At 68.9% G+C, this 16,471-nt stretch carries 14 protein-coding genes; 10 read left to right on the forward strand and 4 right to left on the reverse strand.

The genetic code is table 11. The features are described from left to right. Positions 1 to 22 precede the first annotated feature (22 nt). Positions 23 to 3,463 carry a TM0106 family RecB-like putative nuclease gene (locus ACY466_RS16800; RefSeq protein ID WP_463246749.1) on the forward strand — a complete coding sequence of 1,147 codons (3,441 nt, stop codon included), beginning with the start codon at positions 23 to 25 and terminating at the stop codon, positions 3,461 to 3,463. Here the strand turns inward: ACY466_RS16800 and ACY466_RS16805 are convergent. Then, complete coding sequence (locus tag ACY466_RS16805; RefSeq protein WP_463246751.1) at positions 3,432 to 4,112, reverse strand: TetR/AcrR family transcriptional regulator; 681 nt, start codon at positions 4,110 to 4,112, stop codon at positions 3,432 to 3,434. The genes ACY466_RS16800 and ACY466_RS16805 overlap by 32 nt on opposite strands. 103 nt (positions 4,113 to 4,215) lie before the next feature. Between ACY466_RS16805 and ACY466_RS16810 the strand changes: the two genes are divergently transcribed. Next, positions 4,216 to 5,703 carry a molybdopterin-dependent oxidoreductase gene (locus ACY466_RS16810; protein WP_463246752.1) on the forward strand — a complete coding sequence of 496 codons (1,488 nt, stop codon included), beginning with the start codon at positions 4,216 to 4,218 and terminating at the stop codon, positions 5,701 to 5,703. On the opposite strand, the gene ACY466_RS16815 is transcribed toward ACY466_RS16810, so the two are convergent. Then, entirely contained in the window at positions 5,700 to 6,701 is a 1,002-nt protein-coding gene (locus ACY466_RS16815) for an IS481 family transposase (protein ID WP_463246754.1), read from the reverse strand. The genes ACY466_RS16810 and ACY466_RS16815 overlap by 4 nt on opposite strands. A 239-nt stretch (positions 6,702 to 6,940) precedes the next feature. Here ACY466_RS16815 and ACY466_RS16820 point away from each other — a divergent pair, with 239 nt between their 5' ends. From ACY466_RS16820 to ACY466_RS16855, 8 genes are read left to right on the forward strand one after another with little or no spacing between them, the layout of a single operon-like run. After that, complete coding sequence (locus tag ACY466_RS16820) at positions 6,941 to 7,927, forward strand: tripartite tricarboxylate transporter substrate binding protein (protein ID WP_463246755.1); 987 nt, start codon at positions 6,941 to 6,943, stop codon at positions 7,925 to 7,927. A gap of 17 nt (positions 7,928 to 7,944) precedes the next feature. After that, positions 7,945 to 8,433: a tripartite tricarboxylate transporter TctB family protein gene (locus tag ACY466_RS16825; protein ID WP_463246757.1), complete on the forward strand. Its 489-nt coding sequence runs from the start codon at positions 7,945 to 7,947 to the stop codon at positions 8,431 to 8,433. Continuing rightward, positions 8,430 to 9,929 carry a tripartite tricarboxylate transporter permease gene (locus ACY466_RS16830; protein WP_463246758.1) on the forward strand — a complete coding sequence of 500 codons (1,500 nt, stop codon included), beginning with the start codon at positions 8,430 to 8,432 and terminating at the stop codon, positions 9,927 to 9,929. Before ACY466_RS16825 ends, ACY466_RS16830 begins: the two co-directional genes overlap by 4 nt. Next, positions 9,922 to 10,833, forward strand: a complete 912-nt coding sequence (locus tag ACY466_RS16835; RefSeq protein WP_463246759.1) for a sugar kinase — start codon at positions 9,922 to 9,924, stop codon at positions 10,831 to 10,833. The genes ACY466_RS16830 and ACY466_RS16835 overlap by 8 nt, the downstream gene beginning before the upstream one ends. 57 nt (positions 10,834 to 10,890) lie before the next feature. Beyond that, positions 10,891 to 11,634 (forward strand): IclR family transcriptional regulator, encoded by a 744-nt coding sequence (locus tag ACY466_RS16840; protein ID WP_463246761.1) that lies wholly within the window; start codon positions 10,891 to 10,893, stop codon positions 11,632 to 11,634. Then, entirely contained in the window at positions 11,622 to 12,239 is a 618-nt protein-coding gene (locus ACY466_RS16845; protein ID WP_463246762.1) for a bifunctional 4-hydroxy-2-oxoglutarate aldolase/2-dehydro-3-deoxy-phosphogluconate aldolase, read from the forward strand. The genes ACY466_RS16840 and ACY466_RS16845 overlap by 13 nt, the downstream gene beginning before the upstream one ends. A 10-nt stretch (positions 12,240 to 12,249) precedes the next feature. Further along, positions 12,250 to 13,302: an L-glyceraldehyde 3-phosphate reductase gene (gene mgrA, locus ACY466_RS16850; RefSeq protein ID WP_463246763.1), complete on the forward strand. Its 1,053-nt coding sequence runs from the start codon at positions 12,250 to 12,252 to the stop codon at positions 13,300 to 13,302. Continuing rightward, complete coding sequence (locus tag ACY466_RS16855; protein WP_463246765.1) at positions 13,299 to 13,730, forward strand: heme-binding protein; 432 nt, start codon at positions 13,299 to 13,301, stop codon at positions 13,728 to 13,730. Before mgrA ends, ACY466_RS16855 begins: the two co-directional genes overlap by 4 nt. Before the next feature lie 152 nt (positions 13,731 to 13,882). On the opposite strand, the gene ACY466_RS16860 is transcribed toward ACY466_RS16855, so the two are convergent. Both ACY466_RS16860 and ACY466_RS16865 read right to left on the reverse strand, forming a co-directional pair. Beyond that, positions 13,883 to 15,772 (reverse strand): MDR family MFS transporter, encoded by a 1,890-nt coding sequence (locus ACY466_RS16860; RefSeq protein ID WP_463252334.1) that lies wholly within the window; start codon positions 15,770 to 15,772, stop codon positions 13,883 to 13,885. A gap of 79 nt (positions 15,773 to 15,851) precedes the next feature. After that, positions 15,852 to 16,331, reverse strand: coding sequence for a MarR family winged helix-turn-helix transcriptional regulator (locus tag ACY466_RS16865; RefSeq protein WP_463246766.1), 480 nt, complete (start codon positions 16,329 to 16,331; stop codon positions 15,852 to 15,854). Positions 16,332 to 16,471: the final 140 nt, after the last annotated feature.

The following is a 16,471-nucleotide window of genomic DNA, read 5'->3' on the forward strand; positions in this document are numbered from 1 at the left end:
TCCTCGTCACTAGGGTCGTCGTGTGTTCCTTCTCGAAGACCGCCTCGTTCACAGCGCCAGCGACCTGGCGCTCGCCTCGCAGTGCGAGTTCGCGCTGCTGCGCAACCTCGACGCCCGCTTGGGGCGCATCGAGACGACGCGGGACGAGGATCCGATGTTCGCGCGAGCGGCCGCCCTCGGCGGCAAGCACGAGCGGGAGCAGCTGGCACGGTTCCGGCAGCGTTTCGGCGACGGGGTCGTCGAGATCGAGCGGCCCGCGCGCATCCCGTCGGAACTTCGCTCCGCCGCCGAGGCCACGGCCGCCGCCGCCCGCGATCGCGTGTCGGTGATCTATCAGGGCACGTTCTACACCGGCGACTTCCTGGGGTTCGGCGACTTCCTCGTCTTCGATCCGGTCACCGAGTCCTACGAGGTGCACGACACCAAACTCTCTCGCACGGAACGGGTCACGTCGCTTCTGCAACTCGCCGCCTACTCGGACGCGCTGTCGTCCGCGGGCATTCCGGTGTCGGACACCGGCTGCGTCATCCTCGGGGACGGCACCTCGGTCCCGACGCATCTCCCCGACGTGCTGCCGGTCTTTCGACGCGCCCGTACCGAGATGGTCGCTCTGCTGCAGAGCCACCTCGAGCAGCTGCTTCCCGCCGCGTGGTCGGACGACATCCGGGCCTGCCATCGCTGCGACGACTGCCTCCCGGAAGTACACGCCCGACGCGATCTGCTCATCGTGGCCGGGATGCGCGGCACCACGCGGGCCACCCTGCACGACGCCGGGATCGTCACCATCGACGAACTCGCCGCGTCGACCGAGCCCGTGCCCGGCCTGTCCGTCCGGATGTCCACCGCGCTCCGGGCCCAGGCCCGCGCCCAGGTCGAGCAGGAATCGACGGGGACGCCGGTGGTCGAGGTCCACACTCCGGAGGCGTTGGGCGCGTTGCCCACTCCGAACGACGGTGACATCTTCTTCGATTTCGAGGGCGATCCGCTCTACATGGAGGCGGGGTGGAAGGACTGGGGGCTCGAGTACCTGTTCGGGATCGTCGAGCACGGCGTCGGTGGGACCACGGTGTTCCGGCCGTTCTGGGCCCACACGCGCGCCGAGGAGAAGGCTGCGTTCGTCGCGTTCATGGACTACCTGGCGGACCGTCGCCGCTCCTACCCCGGCATGTGCGTCTATCACTATGCGGCGTACGAGAAGTCGGCACTGCTGCGTCTGGCCGCCCGGCACGGGGTGTGCGAGGACGAGGTCGACGATCTTCTGCGTGGCCACGTCCTCGTGGATCTGTACCCGATCGTGAAGTCCGCTCTGCGCATCGGCGCGCAGTCGTACAGCATCAAGAAGCTCGAGCCGTTCTACATGGACGGCGTGCGCGACGGCGTCACCAACGCCGCGGATTCCATCGTGGAGTACGCGCGGTGGTGCGAGTTGCGTGATCGCGGCGACACGGACTCCGCGGCAGAGGTGCTCGCGGAGATCGCCGAATACAACGAATACGACTGCGTGTCGACGTTGCGGCTGCGCGACTGGCTGCTCGGCTTCGCCGACGACGCCGCGGTGCCGCGCCGCGCGATCGTCGACGATGCGTCCGCCGAGACCGAGTCGGGACCGGACGACGAGAACGCCGAACTGCGCGAGGCGCTGTACGCGCACGCCGGTGAGCCGGGGCTCCGGGACCCGGATCGGCAGGCCGCGGCCATGGTCGCCGCGGCGCTGGGGTACCACCAGCGTGAGGAGAAGCCCTACTGGTGGGCGCATTTCGATCGACTGTCGTCCCCGGTGGACGAATGGGCGGACACCCGTGACGTGTTCGTGGTGGAGTCCACGCTCGAGCGGACCGACTGGGTGAAGAAGAACGCGCGTTCCAACGCGCGCCGCACTCTGGTTCTGGCCGGTGAGTTCGGTCCCGGCAGCACGCCGTCGGTGGGCTCGTCCGTACACGTGCTCTACGCGCCGCCGGCTCCGGAATGGGTCAAGGACAGCGACAAGACCAACCCGCAGAATCGGTGGACGACCAAGGCGAAGATCCTCGACATCGCGCCGGACGGCGCCACCGTCACACTCGAGGAGATGCTGGCCACCGGGGCCGACGAGCACGTGCTCGAGCCGGTCGCCACGGCTCCGGACGACAACGTGCGCACCGAGACCCTGCGCACGGCGATCGCGGAGCAGGCGCGCGATGTGGTCGGCTCGCTGCCCGAGCTCCCGCGCACCGCCGTGCTCGACCTGCTGCGCCGCGCCGCGCCGCGCACCCGGTCCGGCGGCGGACTTCGCGCCGTCGTCGGCGACGATCACGTCGGCGCCATCACCGCGTCGTTGCTGGATCTGGACCGGTCGTACCTCGCGGTGCAGGGCCCGCCCGGGACCGGGAAGACCTACACCGGGTCGCACGTCATCGCGACGCTGGTGCGCGACCACGGTTGGCGCATCGGAGTCGTCGGGCAGTCCCACGCCGTCGTCGAGAACCTGCTCGACGCGGTGGTGAAGGCGGGGCTGGACCCGGCGCGAATCGGCAAGAAGACCACGAAGTCCGCAGCGCACGCCTACCAGGACACCACCTCGGTCGTCGGGTTCCTCGGTGAGCATCCCGAGGGGTGCGTCATCGGCGGAACGGCGTGGGCGTTCTGCGGCAGGGACGCGCCCGCGGAGCCCCTGGATCTACTGGTGATCGACGAGGCAGGACAGTTCTCGCTGGGCAACACCCTCGCGGTCGGCGGAGCGACGAACAACGTTCTGCTGCTCGGTGATCCGCAGCAACTCCCACAGGTGAGCCAGGGCAGCCACCCCGAGCCCGTGGACACCTCCGCGTTGGGGTGGCTCGCCGACGGTCGCGGCACCCTGCCCACGGAACTCGGGTACTTCCTCGCCACCACTCGCCGCATGAACGGTGCGCTGTGCGAACCGGTCTCCACGCTGTCCTACGACGGGCGCCTGCACGCGCACCCGTCGGTGAACGCCCGGTCCCTGGAGGGCGTTCCGCCCGGTGTACACACGGTCCTCGTTCCGCACGAGGGGAACGCGACGTCGTCCCCCGAGGAAGCCGCCGCGGTGGTCGATCTGATTCGCTCCCTCGTCGGATCCACCTGGATCGACGGCGATGCGACGCGGCCCCTCACTGCCGCCGACGTGTTGGTGGTCGCGGCGTACAACGCGCACGTGCACGAGGTGCGGATCGCGCTCGACGCCGCGGGCATGACCGACACCGCGTGTGGAACCGTCGACAAGTTCCAGGGCCGGGAGGCGGCGATCGTGATCGTGTCGATGGCCGCGTCGGCACCCGAGGAGGTCCCCCGCGGGATGGGATTCCTGTTGTCTCGCAACCGCATCAACGTGGCGCTGTCGCGGGGTCAGTGGGCGGCGTACGTAGTGCGATCCCCCGCGCTGACGCACTATCTGCCGTCGAGCCCTGCGGAGCTGGGGCTGCTGGGGGCGTTCATGAGGGTGAGTCCGGACGAGCCGAGCTGACCGACGGCACCGCGCGCGAGGCGAGTCGGCCCGCCAGGTCGTCGAGCTCGGCGATGACGGAGACGGTGTCGCGGTCGACGAGCCACCGCAGCACCACACCGTCGACCGTGGCCAGAGCAGAGCGGGTGAGGACGTCGAGGGGATCGGTCCAGCGCATCGACGCGGCGTCGGCGGCACGAACCAGGAACCGCTCGGCCTCGACGTCCATCACTCGATACTGCAGGGTGCCGATCTCGCCGGCGGGGGCCGATCCCTGGCGGCGGCTTCGGACGGAGTGCGCGGTGATCTCGTAGGTCAACAGCTGCCGATCGGCGGTCGCTTCCACGACCTCCCACAGCGAGTCCAGTCCACGGTGAATCGCCTCCCGGAGAGCGCGAATTCCGGTACCACCGGGTAGGCCGTCGGACGCCACGGCCTCGGTGAACGCCGCATGGACCGCCGTGCCGATCTCGGCGATCAGGTGCTCCCCCATCGCCGTCACCAGCGCTTCCTTGTTCTCGAAGCAGTAGTGGACGACTCCCAGCGACACCGCGGCCTCGTCGGCCACGGCCCGGACGGTCACCGCGCCGATGCCGGACCGGGCGGCCACGTCCAGTCCGGCTTCGACCAGCGATCTGCGACGGACGTCCGCCGACAGTCGTGCAGTCATACCCTCGATGCTACGTCTCCCGACTGGACACTCGTCCAGGTCCGAGGCGCGTCGGGGCGGTCGGCCGAACAGCACGTTCTCGGTCCGCACCTACAGTGAAAGCATGGTGCACAAAGCTCTGTCGGGTGTTCTGGCCGCGGCGCTCGTCCTCGGTGTCGGCGAGCTGTTGGCGGCGGCGTTCGGGCCGGAATCCTCACCCTTCGTCGCCGTCGGGAACGCGGTGGTGGACGGCAGCCCGGAGCCGATGCGCGACTTCGCGATCGACACCTTCGGCACCGCCGACAAGATCGCGCTCTTCGTGGGTATGGGCATCGTCATCGCGCTGATCGCCGCGGGTGCGGGCATCGTCGAGAGGCGACGCCGTCCGTTCGGGTCTGCCGTGTTCGTCGTCCTCGGCATCATCGGCGTCTGGGCCGCGGTCGGGCGGTCCGGGACGGGCGGAGAGGCGGCCGTACCCACCGTGATCGGTGTCGTGGCCGGGGTGTTCGTCCTGCGCACGCTCACCCTGCGCGCGGACACGGCACAGACCTCGACCGGCGCGATCGACCGACGACGCTTCGTGACGTTCGCCGCCGTCGTCGCGGGCGCTGCGGCCGTGACCGCGGTCGCCGGACGCGCGCTGGGCGCGTCGACCCGAGCGGTGACCGACGACCGGACGGCATTCGCGGTCCCGACACCCGACAGTCCCGCCCCGCCGGTTCCGGCCGCGGCCGACCTGCGCATCCCGGGCGTGGAGCCGTACGTGACTCCGATCGACGACTTCTACCGCATCGACACCGCCCTGGTGGTCCCTCGCATCTCGTCGCAGGACTGGCAACTGCGCATTCACGGCATGGTGGACGAGGAGGTCGTCCTGACGATGGAGGACCTGCTGAACCGGGCCTCCGTCGAGCGCATGGTCACCCTCACCTGTGTCTCCAACCCCATCGGCGGCGACCTGATCGGCAACGCGATGTGGACGGGCTACCCGCTGCGCGAACTGCTCGAGCTGGCCGGACCGCGGGCGAATGCGGACATGGTGCTCTCGACGTCGAGCGACGGATTCACCGCGGGCACACCACTCGAGGTTCTGCTCGACGGACGCGATGCCATCCTGGCCGTCGCGATGAACGGCGAGCCGCTGCCCATCGAGCACGGCTACCCGGCGCGGTTGGTGGTGCCCGGACTGTACGGCTACGTGTCGGCGACGAAGTGGGTCACGGACCTCGAGGTGACGCGGTTCAGCCAGGCAAGGGCCTACTGGACGGACCGCGGTTGGTCCGAGCGCGGGCCGATCAAGACGGCGTGCCGCATCGACACCTCGAGCCGGTCCGACGGCACCTCGCTGGTCGCCGGCGTCGCCTGGGCCCAGCATCGCGGCATCTCCCGAGTGGAGGTGCAGATCGACGACGGTGACTGGAACGAGGCCGAGCTCTCCGAGGAGTACTCGCGAGACACGTGGCGGCAGTGGGTGTACCGCTGGCCGACCGCCCCCGGATCGCAGTCGGTCCGGGCGCGCGCCACCGACGGCACCGGAGCCGTGCAGACCGCCGAGCGCGTGGACACCGTCCCCGACGGCGCGACGGGGTACGCGGGCATCACCGTCGACTAGGTGTATGAGGCCATGACGTTGGTGACGCCAGCGGTGAGCCGTGATGCTGGTGGTTGGTTCCCGGCGGCAGTGTGAGGTCGATGGTAGTTGTAGTGCACGTTCCAGATCCTCAGGGCGTCCTCGCGCTGGTGTTCGGAGAACCAGGTTCGGGCGTAGAGGAACTCTTCGGCGAGGATCCTGTTGTAGCGCTCGACTTTTCCGTTGTGGCGCGGGGTGTACGGGGTGATGCGCTGGTGCCTGGACCCGAGCAACGCTCGGGCGAACACCTCGGCCCGGTAGCAGGACCCGTTGTCGGTGACCAGACGTTCGATGCGGTCGATGCCGTGCGCGGCGAAGAACACCCTTGCCCGGTGCACGAATCCCACTGCTGTGACGGCTTTCTCGTCTGCGAGGGCTTCGGTGTAGGCCAGGCGGGAGTACCCGTCGACCGCGGAGTGGAGGTAGACGTAACCGGCTCTCGCGCCCTTGGTCTTGGCGCGGTCGACGGCTTTGGCTTCGGCGCTGCCGCGGCCGTGGGCGCGCCATCCTCCGCCGTCGGGGATGCGCCCGACCTTCTTGATGTCGACGTGGACCATGTGGCCGGGCCGGCGGGCGACGATCGTGCGTGGGGTGCGGTTCGTCTCGCCGGTGGGGTCGAGGAATCGGCGTCGGTTGATGCCCAGGTGATCGAGGTGGCGGGTGACGGTGCGCCGGCTGATCTCGATACCGTCCCGCTGCAGCTCGAACGCGATCCGCGACGCGGGCCACTTCTTCTCGCGGCGGAAGCGTTCGATCCGCACGACCACCGAGGGGTCCGCGGCGGTGGGCTGACGGTGCGGGGCGCTGGAGCGGTCCTCGAGGCCGAGGTCGCCGAACTCGCGGTACCGGTGAACCCACTTGGTGGCGCACGCGCGAGAGATGCCCATCTCGGCGGCGACGTGCGCGATGGGCCGGGTGCGGCACCGTTCGACGAGTCGGCGGCGGCCTTCCGGGGACAGTGGGGCATTACGGTGTGTCACGACAGGTCTTTCTGGTCGGCGGACGAGTTGGTGGTACTTCTCATCCTGCCTACCGGGAAGACCTGTCCCACTACGGGGACGCATCACCGCGTGACTACAACCTCATGACCCGCAACAACTAGGCCGTCGTCGATCACATTCTCCCAAGGGGTATGCGCTGGCTCACACATGTCCTACACTGAGTGCACAGTCAGCAACCGTGTTGCACACACTGCAACACACAACCCTGGAGGCCCTCCGTGCGCACCTCTTTCCCTCGCTCCCCGCGGACCGTCGTCGGCGGACTGGCGGCGTTCGCCCTCGTCGTCGGCGCCTCGGGCTGCGCCGACCGGTCGTCCGGTGACGCCGCGTCCGAGGACTTTCCCACCGGCACCATCACCCTGCTCACCCCGACGGCGGCCGGCGGCGCGACCGACCTCACGGCGCGCACCCTGGGGCAGCAGATGGAAAACGACCTCGGCGTCAGCGTCGTCGTCGAGAACCGTCCCGGCGGTGCCGGATCCATCGGAATGGAGTACCTCGCCGAGCAGGATCCCGACGGTTACACCATCGGCGTCCTGCCGGTGGAGGTCAGTCTCCTCGGCCACCAGGGCTACTCGACGGACCCGGCCTCCTACGACTTCCTCGGCCAGGTCAACTCCCAGCCCGGCACCATCGCCGTGCCCGCGAACAGCCCGTACCAGACGCTCGACGACCTGATCGCCGCCGCCGAAGCCGATCCCGGCGGTATCACCGTCTCCAACGCCGGGCCCGGATCCATCTGGGAGGCAGGCGCGGTGGAGCTCGGCCGCGTCGCCGGCGTCGAGTTCACCGGTGTCCCGTTCGACGGCGGCGCACCCGCGGTCACCGCCGCGATCGGCTCGCAGGTCGACGCCGTCGTCGCCGGCATCGGCGAGACGGCACCCGCGAACGAGGACGGCCGACTCCGGGTCCTCGCCGTGTTCACCGAGGAATCCGCGCCCGCCCTGCCCGGTGTCCCCACCGCCACCGAACTCGGACTCGACGTCGTGATCGGCAGCTGGGCCGTCATCGCCGCCCCGACCGGCCTGCCCGACGCCGTGGCCACGCGCCTCGAGGACGCCGTCGAAAGCGCTTCGGGCGCAGAGGAGTACATCGAGCTGATCGAGTCCGGTGGCAACCTCCCGCTGTACCGCTCGGCGGACGAGACCACCACCTTCGTCGGCACCGAGTCGGACCGCTTCGGCGAGTTGGCGAGCCAGGAATGACCACCCGGGATCTCCCTGTGAGCGCGCCCGAGCCCCTCTCCGCCGCACCGTCGGACGCGCGTGAGCCGAACACTCGGGGATACGAGATCGTCGTCGGCGGCGCCGTCGTGGCTCTCGGTATCGCCGTGTACTTCCTGGCCGACGGCATCGACGTCGCCCGCGAGGGACAATCCTTCGGGCCGCGCTGGTGGCCGACGGCCCTGGCCGTATCGATGATCGTCATCGGTCTCGTCCTCGTGGTGCAGGCCGTGGCCGGACGCATCACCTCGGACGAGCCGCCCATCACCCGGTCCGGCAGCGTCGTTCTCGCCGCGACGGTGGCGCTCATCGTCGGATACGGATTCGCCTGGCAGTACCTCGATTTCCGGGCCGTCACGGTGGTCCTGCTCGCCGGTCTCGTCGCGCTGTTCGGCGGTCGTGGCATCAAGGCTCTCGTCGTCTTCCCGATCGTCACGACGATCCTGCTGTGGGCCATCTTCGATCTCCTGCTGCAGGTTCCGCTGTGACCGCCGTGGCCGACGGATTGAGCGCTCTGCTCGATCCGAGCATCGGACTCTGCGTCCTGATCGGCGTCCTCCTGGGAACGCTCGTCGGAGCGGTCCCCGGCATCACCGCGGCCATGGCCGTCGCCCTGGCAGCCGGCTTCACCCTCACGCTCGAACCCCTCCAGGGGCTCGCCGTCCTGCTGTCGATCTACGTGGCCGCCCAGTTCGGCGACCGGGTTCCGGCGATCCTCATCAACACCCCCGGCACCCCGGCGTCCATCGCGACCACCTTCGACGGGTTCCCGTTGGCCAAGCAGGGCAAGGCCGGAATCGCGCTCACCAGTTCGGCTCTGGTCTCGGCCGTCGGGTCCGTGGTGGGTATCTGCATCCTGATCTTCGCCGCCCAACCCATCGCGAGCGTCGCGCTCCGGTTCGGCCCGGCCGAGTTGTTCGCCCTCGTGGTCTTCGGCATGACGATGATGATCGGCGTCTCCGGTGGACGCGTCGCCAAGGGCCTCGCGGCCGGCGTCCTCGGCCTGATGCTCGGTGCCATCGGCCGCGATCCCATCACCGGTGACGCCCGCTTCACCTTCGGACTGAACGAACTCAGCTCCGGCATCCCCTTCATCGCCGCCATCGTCGGACTCTTCGGCATCGCCGAGGTGTTCAACCAGATCATCAGCCGTCATCCGACCCTGGTCCCCACCCCCATCACGCAGCTCGGCAAGTGGTGGCCGAATCGCTCGGAGCGTCGAGAGTTGCTGAAGCCGGCCGTGATCGGATCCGGAGTGGGCGCCGTCGTCGGCGTCGTTCCCGCCGCGGGCGGCGACATCGCCGGCATCGTGGCCTGGGATCAGGCCCGACGCGCCTCGGCCACACCGGAGAAGTTCGGCAAGGGGTCCCTCGAAGGCCTCGCGGCCGCGGACACCGCCAGCACCGCCACCATGGGTGGTTCGGTCACCACGACACTCGCCCTGGGTGTTCCGGGCGACGCGGTCATGGCCGTCATGATCGGCTCGATGATCATCTGGGGTCTGCAACCCGGCCCCGCGCTGTTCGTCGAATCCCCCGACCTCGTCTACAGCCTCGCCGCCATCATGCTGATCGCCACCTTCGGCGCACTCGCGTTGGCGTTGGTGCGCATGCGCGGTGTCGTGAAGTTGCTCGACCTTCCCCAGCAGTACCTGTGGGCGGTGATCGTGACGTTCTGCATGGTGGGTACCTACGCGGTGCAGAACAGCGCGTTCGACGTCGGCCTCATGCTGGCGTTCGGCTTGATCGGACTCGCGTTGCGCCGCAACGGCTTTCCCGCCGGGCCGTTGGTCCTCGGTCTCATCCTCGGGCCACTGGCGGAGAGCAACGTGCGCCGCGCGTTCCTCATCGACGGTGCCGCGAGCGTCTACACCAGCGCGATCGCCGTGGGGCTGCTGGTCCTCAGCGCTCTCGCCGTGTTCGGCCCCTACCTGCGCACCGGTCTGAAGAAGGTCCGCCGGCGGAAGGAGACCGTCGATGCCTGACGTCCTTTGCATCGGGGAGACGATGACCCTCGTCGCCCCGGTGGACGCCACCCCGCTGACGTCGGCGGACCTGTTCACCCTGCACATGGGCGGCGCCGAATCGACCGTCGCGCTGTACCTGGCGGAGCAGGGGCATCGGGTGAGCTGGGCCAGCGACCTGGGGAACGATCCTCTGGGGCACCGCATCGCGGACGAGATCGCCTCCCACGGCGTCGACACCTCGTTCGTCCGGATGCTCGACGACGCCCCCACCGGCGTCTACTTCAAGGACCCGGACCACGGGTCGACCACCGTGCACTACTACCGCAGGGGCTCGGCGGCATCCCGCATGTCGCCCGCCACTCTCGACCGATTGCCGTTGCGCGAGAGCGGGACGATTCACGTGTCCGGCATCAACGCCGGCCTGTCGAGGAGTTGCGCCGCCATGATGGACGCCCTCTTCGACGCCTGCATCGGCACCACGACCCGGCTGTCGTTCGACGTGAACTACCGCAGTGGCGTCTGGGACGTCGCCGACGCCGCCCCGGTCCTGCTGGACCTCGCGCGCAGAGCCGACATCGTCTTCGTCGGACGGGACGAGGCCGCGCAGCTGTGGGGCACCACGGACGCCGACTCCGTCCGCGCTCTCGTTCAGGCGGAGCAGCACCGTGTCGGCGCACTGGTGGTCAAGGACGGTGACGTCGGGGCGACCGAATTCACCGACACGGACACGACGTTCGTTCCCGCCCACCGGGTCGACGTGGTCGAGGTGGTCGGCGCCGGGGACGCGTTCGCCGCCGGATACCTGTCCGGGGTGATGGCCGGCGACGACGCGCCCGGGCGCCTGCAGCGGGGACACGATCTCGCGGCGCGAGCCCTGTCGAGCACCAACGACTTCGTACCGGTCGCATCCCTCGATGCCTGAGTCATCGTCGTGTCACAGTTCATCCGTCCCACCGTCTTTCCGTCGTAGGAGCAGCCCATGTCGCAGAGCGTCGAACGCGCCGTCGAGATTCTCGAGTTCGTGGCGATCGCGCCCCGAACCCAGAGCGAAGTCGCCGCACATCTCGACGTGCACCGCTCCACGGCGTTGCGGGTGCTCCAGACGCTCACCGAGTACGGGCTCACCCGCAAGCGGGCGGACGGAAAGTACGGCGTCGGTTACCGACTCGCCGGTTTGGCCAACGCCGCCCGTGAACAGTTCGATTTCGCCAACGTGGCCCGCCCCTACCTCGTGAGCCTCGGTGAACAGTGCTCGCACACCATTCACCTCGCTGCCCTCGAGGGGCAGCGAATCATCTACGTGGACAAGATCGAGCAGCCCGGAATGATCAAGCTCTTCTCCCAGATCGGTGCACCGGTCTGCCTGCACACCGCCGGGGTGGCCAAATCCATCCTGGCGTTCCAGACACCGGACGTCGTCGAGTCCGTCATGACGGCAGCCGATTTCGAGAAACACACTCCGACGACCATCACCTCGCGAGAGCGGTACGACGCGGAGCTGGCCGTGGTCGCGGAGCGAGGCTGGTCCGTCGACGACGGCGAGTACGAGGACTACGTCAACTGCGTGTCCATGCCCGTCCGCGACGCCGCCGATCGCGTCGTCGCCGCGGTGTCGATCACCGCTCTCAAGGGTCGCGCCGATCTCGCGGCCCTGGAACTACTGCTGCCCGATCTTCGGGCGGTCACCGACAACGTATCGAAGGAGCTCGGATGGAGACCATGACGACCTGGTTCGACGAGGCATTCTCGTCGAGGCCGGTGATGGCGATCCTGCGCGGGTTCTCCCCCGCCCGGTCGGTCGAACTCGCCTGCCGCGGTTGGGATGCCGGGATCAGCTGTGTGGAGATCCCCATCCAGTCCCCCGCTGCGATCGAGGCCCTGATCGCCGTGGCGCAGGCCGCGGCGGAGCGCGGGGCCACCGTCGGCGCCGGAACCGTGGTGACCACCGACCTCGTCGCCGAGGCCCGGCGGGCGGGCGCGGCCTTCACCGTCGCTCCCGGCTTCGACCGCGACGTGGCCGCCGCGAGCCTCGACGCCGGCATGCCCCACCTCCCGGGCGTGGCCACCGGGACCGACGTGCAGGCCGCGGCCGCCTTCGGACTCGGCTGGGTCAAGGCGTTCCCCGCGTCGGTCCTCGGACCGGACTGGTTCGCGGCCATGAAGGGCCCGTTCCCCGCCATGAAGTTCGTGGCGACCGGCGGCATGAACGCCCGCAACGCCGCCGAGTATCTGACCGCCGGGGCCGACGTCGTCGCCGTGGGGTCCGCGCTCGAGGACGACGCGCAGATCGACCTCCTGACCCGCCTGCTGCCCTCCCCCACCCGATAGGAGCCCCACCATGGCCTCACGCCTGAACGACGCCTACACCCCGGCGTCCACCCGTTACGACTCGATGGCCTACCGGCCCGTCGGCCGATCCGGCCTGCTGCTCCCCGCGGTCTCGCTGGGCATGTGGCACAACTTCGGTGACGACACCCCACTCCGCGACCAGCGCGAGATCGTCCGTGCCGCCTTCGATCTGGGCATCACGCACCTCGACCTCGCCAACGGATACGGGCCGCCGATGGGATCCGCGGAGAAGAACGTCGGTCGCATCCTGGCCGAGGACTTCGCGCACCACCGCGACGAGTTGGTGATCTCGACCAAGGCGGGATACGACTTCTTCCCCGGCCCCTACGGCCGAGGCGGCGGCGCGAAGTATCTGCTCGGCAGTCTGGAGCACTCCCTCACGAGCCTGCGCCTGGACTACGTGGACATCTTCTACAGCCACCGCTACGACCCCACCACGCCCCTCGAGGAGACCGCACGGGCGCTGGACACCGCCGTGCGGTCGGGTAAGGCGCGGTACGCCGGTATCTCGTCCTACTCCGCGGCCCGGACCGTCGAGATCGCCTCCATCCTTCGCGATCTCGGTACGCCGCTGGCCATCCATCAACCGTCGTACTCGTTGTTGAATCGCTGGGTCGAGGAGGGCGAGCCGTCGCTGCTCGAGGTGCTCGAGCACGAGGGCATCGGCTGCATCGCGTTCTCGGCGCTGGCTCAGGGACTGCTGACCACGAAGTACCTGAACGGCATTCCCGAGGGATCGCGTGCGACGCAGGGCAAGACGTTGCGTGACGGCATGCTCTCCGACGAGAACCTTCGAAACGTGGCCTCGCTGAACGAGATCGCCGAGCGACGCGGACAGTCGCTCGCGCACATGGCACTCGCCTGGGTGCTGCGTCGCAGCGAGGTGTCCTCGGTGCTGCTCGGAGCATCGCGGCCGAGTCAGCTCGCCGACAGCGTCGGGGCCCTCGAGAGTCCGGAGTTCACCGAGGCCGACCTCGACGAGATCGACCGGTACGCCGTCGACGGCGGACTCAACATCTGGCTCGCGTCCTCCACGGCATGAGCGAGGACATCGTCCTGGCGTCGTTCGGGTACGACGACGCGTGGGACCTCGGCTGCCGCATGCGCGCGGCGGCAGCGGCGCGATCGCTGCCTCTGGTGATCGGCGTGGAGCACGGCCACCACCGGGTGTTCCACAGCGCGCTGCCGGGGTCGTACCCCGAGAACGACGAGTGGCTCGCTCGAAAGATGGCCTCCGCTCGGCGATACGGGCGCAGTTCGCTCGGTGTGCTCGAGTTCTTCACCGAGACCGGGCGCGAGTTCGACCGCCACTCCCGGCTCCCCGCCGAGCAGTTCGCGGCGGCGGGAGGTGTGGTTCCCCTGCGGGTCGCATCCGCTGGCATCGTGGGGTTCGTCGGTGTGTCGGGGTTGCCGCACCTGAAGGATGACGAGTTCGTCGTGGAGCAGGTGCGCGAGTTCGCCGACCGCTAGGCGCGTCGGGTCGAACGCGTGCACCGTGATCCGATTTCGGCCCGGATCGACAGTTTCCCGCGAGTTCGGGTGGAAATCGGACGATGGTGCACGGGTGGGACGCACGACGGCGGGCGCGCTCCGATGGAGTGCGCCCGCCGTCGTGGAGGAGATCAGTTGTGGGAGGGGCTGTACCGGGCGTGCACGTCCGGAACGTGGACGTCCCCGAGAACCCGAGCGATCTGGTCCTCGCTCAGACCCAACCGGCGCAGCCGCTCGCACACCGCGTCGAAGTCGAGCATCTTGGCGTCGAGTTCCTGCTGTAACTGCGCGACCTCGGCCCGTAGGACCTCGGCTTCCTCGAGCGCGTCGAGCGTTTCGGCGGGCTTGGGGAGGAGCAACGAGAGCAGGCGGTCACGGGCATCCGTGCTCAATCCGTCGAACGGCTCCGACCCGTCCGCGGCTTCGTGCTTGCCTCCGGCGGTGGGTGCGGGAACCACCGCGTCGTCCTCGGCTCGCTCTGCACCGACGGCCTGTCCCGATGCGACGGCCTCGGCCGACTCCGGCTTGAGGTCGATCGTGGTGCGCAGCGGGCGATTCGGGACGAACAGCACGGCGATCACGGTCACCAGCGCGACGAACGAGGCGATGAGGAAGATGCGACCCGTCGCGTCGCCGTAGGCGGTGCGGATGATTTCCGCGACCGGCGCCGGCATCGATGCGATGTCGAGGGAGCCGCCGCCGGACGATCCGGCGGGGACGCCGAGCTCTGCGAGGGGGCCGGCCGAGTTGTCCGCGACGCGGGTGGCGAGCACCGACCCGAGGACCGACACGCCGATCGCGCCACCGAACGTGCGGAAGAACGCCACGGTGGAGGAGGCGGCGCCGATGTTCTGCACGCTCACCGTGTTCTGCACGGCCAGGACGAGGTTCTGCATCAGCGCGCCGGTACCGAGGCCGACGATGGCGATGAAGATGCCCACGTGCCACAGGTTGGTGGCGTGGTCCACCGAGCCCAGGAGCCCGAAGCCGACGACCAGCAGAATCGAGCCGGTCACGATGAACGGCTTCCACTTGCCGAAGCGGGAGATCAGCTGACCGGAGCCGACCGACGAGACCAGCATGCCGGCGACGAGCGGGATGGACAGCAGTCCGGCAGCCGTGGGCGAGTAGCCGCGAGCGGTCTGGAAGTACTGGCCGAGGAACGTGGTGGCCCCGAAGAGGCCGACACCCACGGCGACCGAGGCGATGATGGCCATACCGGTGGTGCGCTCGGTGACGATCTTCAGCGGGATGATGGGGCTCTTGACCTTGGACTCGACGATGACGGTCGCGATCAGCAGGGCGACACCGACGCCGACGTAGAGCGCGGTCTCACGGGAGAGCCACTCGTAGTATCCGGCCTTGCCGGCGAAGGACACCCAGATCAGCAGGATGGACACACCCGCCGTCAGGAGGAGCGCGCCGAGCCAGTCGATGGACACGTCGTTCTTGCGCTCGGTGGTGATGTGCAGGGTGCGCTGAAGGAGGAACAGCGCGATCACCGCGAGGGGGATGCAGACGAAGAAGCACCAGCGCCAGCCGAGCGGGCTGTCGACGATCACGCCGCCGAGGATGGGCCCGCCGGACATGGACACGGCCATGACGGCACCCATGTAGCCGGAGTAGCGGCCACGCTCACGCGGGGAGACGATGCTGCCGATGATCGCGACCACGAGGGCGGTCAGGCCTCCCATGCCGATGCCCTGGACGACGCGAGCGGCGAGCAGGATCGGCACGTTGTGCGCGAAACCGGCCATGATCGAGCCGATGACGAAGATGACCAACGAGGTCTGGACCAGCATCTTCTTGCTGAACAGGTCGGCCAGCTTGCCCCAGATGGGCGTCGACGCCGCGTTGGCGAGCAGTGCGGTGGTGATGACCCAGGCGTAGGCGGTCTGGGATCCCTGCAGGTCGCCGATGATCGTGGGAAGTGCGGTGGAGACGATGGTGGTGCTCAGCAGCGCCGTGAACAGACCGGCGAGCAGCCCCACCAGGGCTTCGAGGATCTGCCGGTGCGTCATCGGCATCGGTTCCGCTGCCTCGACCGCCGGAGTGGGCGGAGAGTCGTACGTGGTGGCCATGGTGTTCGGTCCTTCTTTGTCAGTTAGAGGTGAGGACGCGAGGCCCGCAATGCCGGGCCTGCGCGGTGTCCGTGAAGGTGGTGGTGAGTCGGCGCACGGACTCGAGCGCGGCATTCGCCGTCTCCTCGTCCCAGTCCGCCAACATGGCGGACAGTCGCTCGACTCGGTGACTCTTGATGCGTTCCAAGCAGGCGAGACCGGCGTCGGACACCCGTACCCGGGTGGCACGTCCGTCGTCGGGATCACGAGTGCGTACGACGTGGCCGCCCTCGGCGAGCTCGGCCAGTTGCCGACTGAGCACCGACTGGCTGGCGCACATCTCCGTGGCCAACTCGCTCTGTCTGCACTCGCCGAACGTGGCCAGGGCGCTCAGGACGGCGACCAGAGCGAACGGCAGTTCGGCCCGATCGTCCCCGGACGCCACGGCCACGCGCAGCGCACGACCGAAGCGGAAGACTTCTTCCACCAGGGATTCAGCGGTGTCGTGTCGGACGGTCACGGCGATGCTCCTCGTTCTCGTTACTTGCTGAGAGCAACTATATAGATAGATGTATCGGGTAAACAACTATTAATGACGCGCCGATGCCCGCCCCCCGAAGCCGGAGGGGTCGGCTGTCGGAGACGGTGTCTACTGTCGAA

This window comes from Rhodococcus sp. K11/5 (genome assembly GCF_055193735.1).